The 10,420-nt window shown below is 74.3% G+C and carries 4 protein-coding genes; all 4 read right to left on the bottom strand.

What is annotated here, in order from left to right; genetic code table 11:
* Position 1 precedes the first annotated feature (1 nt).
* The 4 genes from FHX81_RS00350 to FHX81_RS00335 all read right to left on the bottom strand — a co-directional run bounded on the left by FHX81_RS00350 (position 2) and on the right by FHX81_RS00335 (position 10,412).
* Entirely contained in the window at positions 2-5,347 is a 5,346-nt protein-coding gene (locus tag FHX81_RS00350) for a type I polyketide synthase (protein WP_425473870.1), read from the bottom strand.
* Positions 5,348-5,532: 185 nt separating this feature from the next.
* Positions 5,533-7,680: an MMPL family transporter gene (locus FHX81_RS00345; protein WP_141974660.1), complete on the bottom strand. Its 2,148-nt coding sequence runs from the start codon at positions 7,678-7,680 to the stop codon at positions 5,533-5,535.
* A gap of 207 nt (positions 7,681-7,887) precedes the next feature.
* Positions 7,888-8,541 (bottom strand): response regulator, encoded by a 654-nt coding sequence (locus FHX81_RS00340; protein WP_141974659.1) that lies wholly within the window; start codon positions 8,539-8,541, stop codon positions 7,888-7,890.
* Positions 8,493-10,412, bottom strand: coding sequence for a sensor histidine kinase (locus tag FHX81_RS00335; RefSeq protein ID WP_141974658.1), 1,920 nt, complete (start codon positions 10,410-10,412; stop codon positions 8,493-8,495). The genes FHX81_RS00340 and FHX81_RS00335 overlap by 49 nt, the downstream gene beginning before the upstream one ends.
* Between the last annotated feature and the right edge of the window lie 8 nt (positions 10,413-10,420).

The following is a 10,420-nucleotide window of genomic DNA, read 5'->3' as shown; positions in this document are numbered from 1 at the left end:
GTCAGCGGGCGGTGTCGACGCCGAGCTCGGAGTCGAGGGCGTCGAACAGCTCCTCGTCGGTGGCCGCGTCGAAGTCCGGCTCCTCGTCGGGGCCGGCGGCGCTGACGTGCGTGTCGTGCCAGCGGCGGACGAGGGCGTCCAGCCGCGCGGTGACCGGACCGCGGTCCACCTCCGGGTCCAGCGCGGCGATCACCGCCGCCAGCCGGTCCACCTCGGCGAGCACCGCGGCGGTCGGGTCGGCTTCGGCGGGGGTGAGCAGCACGTCGAGGTGACCGGCCAGGACCGCGGCGGACGGGTAGTCGAACACCAGCGTCGACGGCAACCGCAAGCCGGTGGCCTGGTTGAGCTGGTTGCGCAGCTCGACCGCGGCCAGGGAGTCGAAGCCCAGTTCGCTGAACGCCCGGTCCGGGGCGACGGCCTCCGCGCCGCGGTGGCCGAGGACGCCCGCGACGGTGCCGCGGACCAGGTCGAGCAGCGCGCGTTCCCGTTCCGCCGGGGGCAGGTCGCGCAGCCGGGCGGGCAGGTCGACCGGCGCGGCGGCCTCGGTGGCGCGGCCGAGGTCGCGCAGCATGCCGGGCAGCGCGTCGGTGCGGGCCCGCAGCGCGGCCTGGTCCAGGCGGATCGGCACGAGCACCGCGTCGTCGGCCGCGAGGGCGGCGTCGAACAGGTCCAGCCCTTCGGCCGGGGACAGCGGTGGCATGCCGAGGCGGCGCATCCGGGCGAACCCGGCGTCGTCCAGGCCCGCGGCCAGGCCCGCCGTGCCGTCCCACAGGCCCCACGCCAGCGAGGTGGCGGGCAGGCCGTGCGCGCGGCGGTGCTCGGCGAGGGCGTCGAGGAACACGTTGGCCGCCGCGTAGTTGCCCTGGCCCGCGCCGACGACCAGGCCGGCCGCGGACGAGAACAGCACGAACGCGTCCAGGTCACCCGTCAACTCGTGCAGGTTCCAGGCGGCGTCCACCTTGGGCCGCAGGACCCGGTCCACCTGCTCCGGGGTCAGCGCGGTGATCACGGCGTTGTCCACGACACCGGCGGCGTGCACGACGGCTTTCACGGGGTGTTCGGCGAGCAGCGCGGCCAGGGCGTCCCGGTCGGCGACGTCGCACGCCGCCACCGTGACGTCCGCGCCGAGTGCGCGCAGGTCGGCGGCCGGCTCGGGGGCGTGGCCGCGGCGGCTGACCAGCAGCAGGTCCCGCACGCCGTGCTCGACCACGAGGTGGCGGGCGACGAGCGCGCCCAGACCGGTGGTGCCGCCGGTGACCAGCACGGTGCCGGTGAACTTCGGGGGCTCGCCGGCCGGGTTCGTCCGGACCAGGCGTGGCGCGGACGCCTTGCCCCCGCGGACGGTGATCTCGGGTTCGCCGGAGGCCAGCGCGGCGGGCAGGGCGCGGGTGGAGGCGGGGTCGTCGTCGAGGTCGGCCAGCACGAACCGGTCGGCGTGCTCGGCCTGGGCGGACCGCACCAGGCCCCGGATCGGCGCCACGGCGAGGTCGGCGGTGCGGGTGACGACGACCAGCTTCGCGTGCGCCTGCCGTTCGTCGGCCAGCCAGTCGCGGATCAGCCGCAGGGTGGTGTCCACGTTGGCGCGCACGGCCGCCGGCACGTCACCACCGGTCCGCAGTTCCGGTTCCACCACGACGAACCCGTCCGAGGGCTCGGTCGCGGGCAGCGCGAACGGCGTCCACTCCACCCGGTACAGCGACCGGGGCCGGGCTCCGCCGAGCTGCGCGGCCGACACCGGGCGGGCGACCAGCGAGCGGACCTCGGCGACGGGGTTGCCCGCCTCGTCGGACAGTGAGACCGCGAGGCCGTCCGCGGTCGGTGAGATGCGGGTGCGGACCACGCGCACGCCGTGCTTGCGGCGGGTGACGCCGTGCCAGGCGAACGGCAGGGCGGTGCCCTGGGCGCTCTCCTCGATGAGGTTCGCGTGCAGGGCGGCGTCGAACAGCGCGGGGTGCAGGCCGTAGCGGTCGGCGTCGGCGACCGCGTCGGGCAGGGCGGCTTCGGCGAACACCTCGTCGCCCCGGCGCCAGGCCGCGCGCAGGGCCCGGAACGCGGGACCGTAGACGTAGCCCTGGTCGGCGAGCCGGTCGTACAGGCCGTCGAGCGGCAACGGCTCGGCGCCGGCGGGCGGCCACGCCTCGGCGGTGGCGGGGTGCCCGGCGGTGCGGGTGAGCAGGCCGGTGGCGTGCTTGGTCCACGGCGCGTCGTCCTCGTCGGGCCGCGAGTGCACCGACACGGGCCGGAAGCCGTCACCGTCCGGTGCGCCGACCGTGACCTGCACGGCGACCGCGCCCTGCTCGGGCAGCACGAGCGGCGCGGCGAGGGTCAGCTCTTCGACGGTCTCGCAGCCCACCTCGGCCGCCGCCCGGCCGACCAGTTCCACCAGTCCGGTGCCGGGCACCAGGATCGTGCCGAGCACCTCGTGGTCGGCCAGCCACGGGTGCGTGCGGACCGAGAGCAGCCCCGTGCACACCACACCACCGGTCTCGGGGTCCGGCACGGCCGCGCCCAGCAGCGGGTGGTCCAGCGCGGTCTGGCCGAGCCCGCCCGCGTCACCGACCGGGGCGGCCTGGTCGAGCCAGTAGCGCTCCCGCTGGAACGGGTACGTCGGCAGGTCCACGCGCCGGGCACCGCGCGGGGCGAAGAACGCCTCCCAGTCCACCCGCGCGCCGCGCACGTGCAGCCGGGCCAGCGCCTCGACCAGCGCCACGTCGTCCGGGCGGTCGCGGACCAGCACGGGGACGACTGCCGCCGGGTCGTCCAGGAACTCCTGCGCCATCGCGGTCAGCACGCCGTGCGGCCCGAGCTCCAGGAACGTCCGGACGCCGTCGGCCTGGAGCTGCCGCACCGCGTCGTGGAACCGCACCGCGACCCGCGCGTGCCGGACCCAGTACTCCGCGCCGAAGTCCACTCCACCCGCCGCACCGCCACGCGGGCCCGTGCCCGCGGACGTGCCTCCGGACGTGCTTTCGCGCGTACCTGCGGAGGGGTCCCCGCCCAGGGGAACCCTGTTGTTCACGCTACCCGACAGGTCCGACAAAAAGCCGCCGGCGGTCGAGACGATGGGGATGGTGGGCGGCGAGTACGTCAACGACTCGGCCACCGTCCGGAACTCGCCGAGCGCCGCGTTCATCCGGTGGGAGTGGAACGCGTGGCTGACCCGCAGCCGCTTGCCCTGGTCGCCGAACGCCGCCGCGACCCGCAGCACCTCGTCCTCGTCACCGGACACCACCACCGACCGCGGCCCGTTCACCGCCGCGAGGTCCACCCAGTCCGACAACAGCGGCAGCACGTCGTCCTCCGGCACCGGGAGCGCCACCATCGCGCCGCCCTCCGGCAACGCCTGCATCAACCGGCCCCGTGCCGCCACCAGCCGGGCCGCGTCGTCCAGGGACAGCACGCCCGCCACGTGCGCGGCCGCGATCTCGCCGATCGAGTGCCCGGCCAGGAAGTCCGGCCGCACGCCCCACGACACCACCAGCCGGAACAGCGCCACCTCGACCGCGAACAACGCGGGCTGCGCGTACTCGGTCCGGTCGATGTCCGCCGACGCCAGCACCTCCGCCAACGGCCGGTCCAGCCACGGCGCCAACGCCGCCGCCACCTCGTCGAACGCCGCCGCGTACGCCGGGAAGCGCTGGTACGCGGTCAACCCCATGCCGGCCCGTTGCGCGCCCTGCCCGGTGAACAGGAACGCGACCCCGCCCTCGACGACCTCGCCCCGCGCCACACCGGGCGCGCCGGCGGCCACCGCGTCCAGACCCGCCGCGAAGTCCTCGGCCGACGACCCGACGACCACGGCCCGGTGCGGGAACGCCGAGCGCGACGTGGCCAACGAGTACGCCACGTCGACCGGGTCGCCGGACACCGCGCCCAGCCGCGCGGCCTGAGCGGACACCGCGGCCCGGGTCCGTCCGGAAAGGACCCACGGCACCACGGCGCCGGAGGGAACCGGGGGTTCCTCGGCCGGCGTGACGCCTTCCAGGATCACGTGCGCGTTCGTGCCGCTGATCCCGAACGACGAGACCGCCGCCCGTCGCGGCCGGTCCACCGACGGCCACGGCCGCGCCTCCGCCAGCAGCGACACCGCGCCCGCCGACCAGTCCACCCGTGACGACGGCTCGCCCACGTGCAGCGTCCGCGGCAGCACGCCGTGCCGCATCGCCAGCACCGACTTGATGATCCCGGCGACACCGGCCGCGGCCTGCGTGTGCCCGATGTTCGACTTCACCGACCCGAGCCACAGCGGCTCGTCGCGGCCCTGGCCGTAGGTCGCCAGCAGCGCCTGCGCCTCGATCGGGTCGCCCAACGTGGTGCCGGTGCCGTGCGCCTCGACCAGGTCCACGTCGGCGGCGATCAGCCCGGCGTTGGCCAGGGCGTCCCGGATCACGCGCTGCTGCGAGGGTCCGTTGGGCGCGGTCAGGCCGCTGCTCGCGCCGTCGGAGTTCACCGCCGAGCCGCGCACCACGGCCAGCACCGGGTGCCCCAGCCGTTCGGCGTCGGACAGCCGTTCCACCAGCAGCACGCCCGCGCCCTCGCCCCAGCCGGTGCCGTCGGCGTCGTCGGAGAACGACTTGCAGCGGCCGTCGGCGGCCAGGCCGCGCTGCCGGCTGAAGTCGATGAACGTCGCCGGGGTCGACATCACGGTCACGCCGCCGGCCAGCGCCAGGTCGCACTCCCCCGCCCGCAGCGCGCGCACGGCCAGGTGCAGCGCCACCAGGGACGACGAACACGCCGTGTCGACCGTGACGGCAGGTCCTTCGAAGCCGAACGTGTAGGCGACGCGCCCGGACACGACGCTGCCGAGCCCGCCCGTGCCGAGGTAGCCCTCGACCTCTTCGGGCACCCTGGTCAGCTTGCTCGCGTAGTCCCGGTACATGACGCCCGCGAACACGCCGGTGCGGCTGCCGCGCAGCGCGGCCGGGTCGAGGCCACCGCGTTCCAGCGCTTCCCACGCGACTTCCAGCAGCAGCCGCTGCTGCGGGTCGGTGGCCAGCGCCTCGCGCGGGGAGATGCCGAAGAAGTCCGGGTCGAACCCGGCCACGTCGTCGAGGAACCCGCCTTCGCGGGAGTAGGTCTTGCCCGGCACGCCCGGCCGCGGGTCGTAGACGCCGTCGGTGTCCCAGCCGCGGTCGGTCGGGAACTCCGTGATCGCGTCCCGGCCGGCGTCGACGAGCCGCCACAGGTCCTCCGGGGAGGACACCCCGCCGGGGTAGCGGCAGGCCATGGCGACGATCGCGATCGGCTCGGCGTCCCGCCGTTCGACGGCCCGCAGGCGGCGCTTGGTCTCCCGCAGTTCCGCGGTCGTCCGCTTGAGGTAGCCGAGCAGCTTCTCCTCGTTGTCCAACGCTCTCCCCAGCATCCCGCGCGCGCATCACGGCTGCGCGACCCGGATGCGCGCCCCCTCGCCCGATGGGTTCACGCTATGGCCGGACGCGGGGGGTGGACCAACCCCTAGCGACCCCTTACGACACCCGAAAAAAGGCGGGGCCGGACCGCCGTGGTGGCGATCCGGCCCCTGGGGGGAGGGGGTCAGGAGTCGAGCTTGGCCAGCTTGCTCGGCCACCAAAACTTGCGTCCGATGTGGATGGTCAACGCGGGCACCAGCAGCGACCGGACGATCAGCGTGTCCAGCAGCACGCCGAACGACACCAGGAACGCCATCTGCACCAGCCCGACCAGCGGCAGCACGGCCAGGGCGCCGAACGTGGCCGCCAGCACCACGCCGGCCGACACGATCACCCCGCCGACCAGCGTCAGGCCGCGCCGGGTGCCCTCGCGGGTGCCCTCCTTGGCCGCTTCCTCCCTGATCCGGTGCATCAGGAAGATGTTGTAGTCGGTGCCCAGCGCCGCGATGAACACGAACGCGAGCACCGGCAGGCTCGGGTCGGTGTTGGCGAACTCGAACAGCTCGTTGAACACCAGCGCTGCCACCCCGATGGTCGCCGCGTAGGAGACCGCGACGGTCAGCGTGAGCAGGATCGGCGCCAGCAGGGACCGCAACAGCAGGATCAGCATGAGCAGGATCACGATCAGCAGCGCCGGGATGATCACCCACCGGTCCTGCTCGGCCGTGGTGCGGGTGTCGAGCAGGGCGGCGCTGTCACCGCCGACCAGGGCGTCCGCGCCCGGCACCGCGTGCACGGCGTCACGCAGCCGCACGATCGTGTCCTGCGCCGCCCGTGACGTGGAGATGTCGCGCAGCGTCACGTCGATCGACGACAGCCCGTCGGCCTCCTTCGGCTGCCCGGTCTCCAGGTCGACGGTGGGCGTGACGCGGGCGACGCCGTCCACGGCCTGCGCGGCGGCGATCACCTCGTCCCGCTGCTCGGTCCTGGCGATGATCGTGCCGGGCAGGTTCGCGCCGCCGGGGAAGTGCTCGGCGGAGACCTCCAGGCCGCGCACCGACTCCGTGTCCTTGGTGAACGTGTCGACGTAGTCCAGGCCGGAGGCGCGGAACTGGGGCGCGAACGCCGCCGCGGCCAGCAGCAGCACCAGCGTGCCCGCCCACACCGTGCGCGGTTTGCGCGACACCAGGGCCGAGACCTTGGCGAACAGGCCGTGCCGCTGGGGCTGCCCGTCGTGCTTCGGGCGGAACGGCCAGAACGAGGCGCGGCCGAACAGGGCGAGCAGGGCGGGCAGGAACGTCAGCGTGACGGCCAGGGACGCGGCGACGCCGATCGCGCCGACCGGGCCGAGGCTGCGGTTGTTGTTCAGGTCCGACAGCAGCAGGCACAGCAGGCCGAGCGCGACCGTGCCCGCCGAGGCGAACAGCGGCGCGACGCAGGCCCGCACGCTCTTGCGCACCGCGTCGAACCGGTTGGCGGTCAGGTGCAGCTCTTCGCGGAACCGTGCGACGACGAGCAGGGCGTAGTCCGTGGCGGCGCCGAACACGAGCACCATCAGGATGCCCTGGCCCTGGCTGTCCAGGGTGAGCACGCCGTCGCGGGCCAGCAGGTAGACCACGGCGGACGCGGTGGTCAGCGCCAGGCCGCTGGACGTCAGCACGATCAGCGGCATCAGCGGGCTGCGGTAGATCAGCAGCAGGATGACGATGACCGCGCCGACCGTGACCAGCAGCAGCATGCCGTCGATCGCGCCGAACACGCCTTCGAGGTCGACGCCGATGCCGGCCGGGCCGGTGAGGTTGACCTCCAGGCCGGCCGGGATGCCCTCGCCGGCGATGCGGCGCAGCTCCTTGGCGACGCCGGCTTCCTTGTCGCCCAGCGCCGCGTCCAGCGCGACGATGATCTGCGCGGCCTCGCCGTCCTCGGACGGGATGACCGGCAGGGTCCGTTCGGCCAGGCCGCCCAGGGGGTCCAGGTCGGGGTGCTTGAGGCCGGCGATCTCGGCCTGCTTGTCGTTCAGGTAGGTCAGGTCGGCCTCGGTGAGGCCGCCGTCCCGGTTGAACGTCAGCAGCGCCGGGGAGATCGCCTCGGTCTCGAACGCCTTCTTCATCTCGGCGACCCGGGTCGCCTCCGCCGAGGCGGGCAGGAACGCCTCGTTGCTGTTCTCCAGCACCTCGCCGAGTCGCGCCTGGTAGTCGGCGCCCACGCCGCCGATCACCACCCAGATGATCAGCAGCAACGCCGGCAGCAGCCACCGGCCGCGCTTGGTCCGGGTGCGCGCCGACTCGTGCTTGTCCTCGTCCGACCGCGTCTTTTCAGCGGACGTCGCCATGAGGAGTACACCCCCAATGCCGGCATGCCCGGCCTCATGTCCTTGTGTGCGCTCCCAGGCTAGGAAAGAGGCCGTCGCCGCAGAATCCGCTTGGAACCCGTCCCCATGGTTGACCTAGCCCCACCCCTGGGAGCGTTGCGGGCGTTCAACCCGGGGTGCCTGAACGGAGGACTCCCGCGGCGCGAACGCAGGACTCTCGCGGGGGTCCTACGTTTGGGCGTTGTTCAGGTAGGCGATGACGGCCAGGACGCGGCGGTTGGTGTCGTCGGAGACGGCCAGGCCGAGCTTGGCGAAGATGCTGGCGGTGTGCTTGCCCACGGCGCCGTCGCCGATGAACAGGCGCTGGCCGATCGCGGCGTTGGAGCAGCCTTCCGCCATCAGCTCCAGCACCTCCCGCTCACGCGGCGTCAGGGTGCCGAGCGGCTGCTTGTTCGCGTTGCTGGCCAGCAACTTCGCGATGACGTCGGGGTCCATCACGGTCCCGCCGCCGGCCACACGCCGCAACGCGTCCACGAACTGCGCGGCGTTCATCACCCGGTCCTTGAGCAGGTAGCCGATCGCGCCCACGCCGTCGGCCAGCAGCTCCCGCGCGTACAGCTGCTCCACGTGCTGCGACAGCACGAGCACCGGCAGCCCGGGGCGCTTGCGCCGCACCTCCAGCGCCGTCTGCAACCCCTCGTCGGTGAACGTCGGTGGCAGCCGGACGTCCACAATGGCCACGTCGGGCGAGTGCTCCTCGATCGCCGCGGCGAGCTCCGGGCCGGACTCCACCGCGGCCACGACCTCGCAGCCGTGCGCGGTGAGCAGGTGGGTCAACCCGTCTCGGAGGAGGTAGAGGTCCTCGGCAAGGACAACGCGCACGGTATCTCCAAGATCACACTGGTCGGACCGCCCCGCGGGCTGCGCAGGGACAGCGTCCCGTCAAACGTAGCGATACGCCGCTGCACGCCGCGCAGCCCGGTGCCGTTGCGCGGGTCGGCGCCGCCGCGGCCGTCGTCGGCGACCTCGACCCGCAGCACGCCGTCGCGGTGCGCGACGTCGACCTCCGCGGTCACGGCCTCGGCGTGCTTGGCGGCGTTGGTCAGCAGTTCCTGCACCGAGAAGTACACGCCGACCTCGATCGGCGCCTCGGCCCGGCCGGGCAGGTCGATGCGGACCTCGACGTCCAGCGGCGAGTCCATCGCCAACGCCCGGAGCGCGTCGGGCAGGCCGCGTTCGGCGAGCACGGGCGGGTGGATGCCGCGGATCAGCTCGCGCAGCTCCCGCAACGCGTTCACCGACGACTGCTGCGCCTGGACGACCAGGTTCTTCGCCGCCTCGGGGTCGCGGTCGATCAGCTGCTCGACCACGCCGAGCCGCATGCCCATGGCCACCCAGTGCGCTTGCGCGCCGTCGTGCAGGTCCCGTTCGATCCGGCGCAGCTCGGCGGCCTGCGCGTCGCTGGCGTCGGCACGGGTCTCGGTGAGCCGGTCGACCCGGCGCGCCAGCACGGCGGCCTTCGTCGGCGCGAGCAGCAGCCTGCTCACCCACGCGTACGCGAGCAGCGCCAACGGCGCCAGCGCGAGCCCGGCGACGGTCGCCACCAGACCCACCAGCGGCGACAGCGGCCCCGGCACCACGGTCAACCTGGGCACGAGGTCGGTCAGGGCCGTCCACGCGAACCAGCTGTCGTACGGCACGAACAGCCGCACCAACTGCGCCCAGGCCGCGACCCACAGCAGCCCCACGAACCCGTAGCCGACCAGGGCCAGCGGCACCGCCGCCAGCACCACGACCAGCAGCGGGTTCACCAGCAGCCACGCCAGGTCCCGCCACGCGGCCGGGTCGCGCACCGTCCACTGCCGCCGTTGCGCCTGCCTCAGCTCCTCGGCCGACCGGTACAGCACGGTGACCAGCGGGCGGCGCAGCCGGTAGGTGCCGTCCGCCTCGGGGGTCGGCGGTTCGGGCTCCGGCAGGTACGGCTCGGGCACGTCCAGCCCGGTCCAGCGGGTCAGCTCGTCGCGGCGGCGCTGCACGACGCGGCGGCTGACCAGCGTCACCTCCGGCCACCACAGCAGGAACGTCGGCACGATCGCCAGCACGTGCAGGGCGGCGAGCCCGAGCCCGCCGACCGCCGTGCCGATGGTGGACGCCAGGCGCACCACCGCCATCGCCCGCGGCGCGGTCCACGCCCACGCCTGGGTGCGCCCGGTGCGCTCGGTCGGCGCGAGCAGCACGGGCGTCCACCACGCCTGCCAGCGCATCACCGCCGGCCCGAGCGCGAACCCGGTCGCGACCAGCAGCACGCCGAGCGGCAGCGGCCGCCACGCGCCCGCCGCGATCAGCCCGGCGGGCAGCAGCGCGGGCACACCGCCGACGACCGGGTTGAGCAGCGTCCACCCGTGGTCGCGCAGCGTGGCCGGGTCCTGCGTCAGCCAGTCCCACTGCCGCTTGAACAGCGCGATCCACGGCGTGGAGTACAGCTGGTCCTCGTCGCGGTACCAGCCGTCGGCGTCCGGTTCGGGCTTGGGCGGCGGCGGCCGGTAGGGCACCGGCACGGGCGTGCCGGACCACCGGCCCACCAGCCGGCGGCACAGGTTCGGCAGCCACCGCGCCCAGCGGATGGGCACGGTCGGCGGCGGCATGCCCGCGTGACCGATCACGAACACGACCACGAGCTGGACCAGCCCGACCAGGGACAGCACGCCGAGCGCCAGGCCGTACAGGGGCGCGGTCAGGACCCTGCGGACCACTGCCCCAC

It is taken from the genome of Saccharothrix saharensis, from assembly GCF_006716745.1.
Lineage (GTDB): Bacteria > Actinomycetota > Actinomycetes > Mycobacteriales > Pseudonocardiaceae > Actinosynnema > Actinosynnema saharense.
The sequence above is the reverse complement of the archived record's forward strand: the minus strand, read 5'-3'. Positions and strand labels throughout refer to the sequence as shown.